The organism is Bradyrhizobium sp. NBAIM08, from assembly GCF_020193935.1.
GTDB lineage: Bacteria > Pseudomonadota > Alphaproteobacteria > Rhizobiales > Xanthobacteraceae > Bradyrhizobium > Bradyrhizobium yuanmingense.
Window position 1 is genome coordinate 1 of sequence record NZ_JADYVR010000850.1, and the last position, 410, is coordinate 410.

The following is a 410-nucleotide window of genomic DNA, read 5'->3' on the forward strand; positions in this document are numbered from 1 at the left end:
GCCGAGTTGATCTGGTGACCACAGCTTCCGGAAGGTGGGCGGCAGTCACTGCCAGCGTGCGTGGCGCGTCGCACGATCGCGACGGCAAGCCGAACCAGGATGCCGTGCGCGTCGTGCAGGCCACAGGGGCCACGCCTGGGCTCGTGGCCGCGGTGTGCGACGGCCATGGCGGCGACCGGTACGTTCGCAGCGACGTCGGGTCGCGACTCGGCGTCGAGGTGGCGTGCGAAGTCGGGCGGCGTGCGCTCGATGACCTCGGGCCGTCGGCGACCGCATCGGCCGTGGAAGCACGCCTCACCGGGCCCGTCGCCCAGTCGATCGTGGAGCGATGGCGGGAGCGTGTGCTCGACGATGTCGGCGGTCGAGCGTTCACCGACGAAGAGCGCGCCCGCGCCGGTGTGTCGCTGGAC

At 72.2% G+C, this 410-nt stretch carries 1 protein-coding gene; it reads left to right on the forward strand.

What is annotated here, in order from left to right:
- Positions 1 to 14: 14 nt before the first annotated feature.
- Positions 15 to 410, forward strand: a 396-nt coding sequence (locus I6F37_RS42370; RefSeq protein WP_225154731.1) for a protein phosphatase 2C domain-containing protein, incomplete at its 3' end; no start/stop codon positions are given.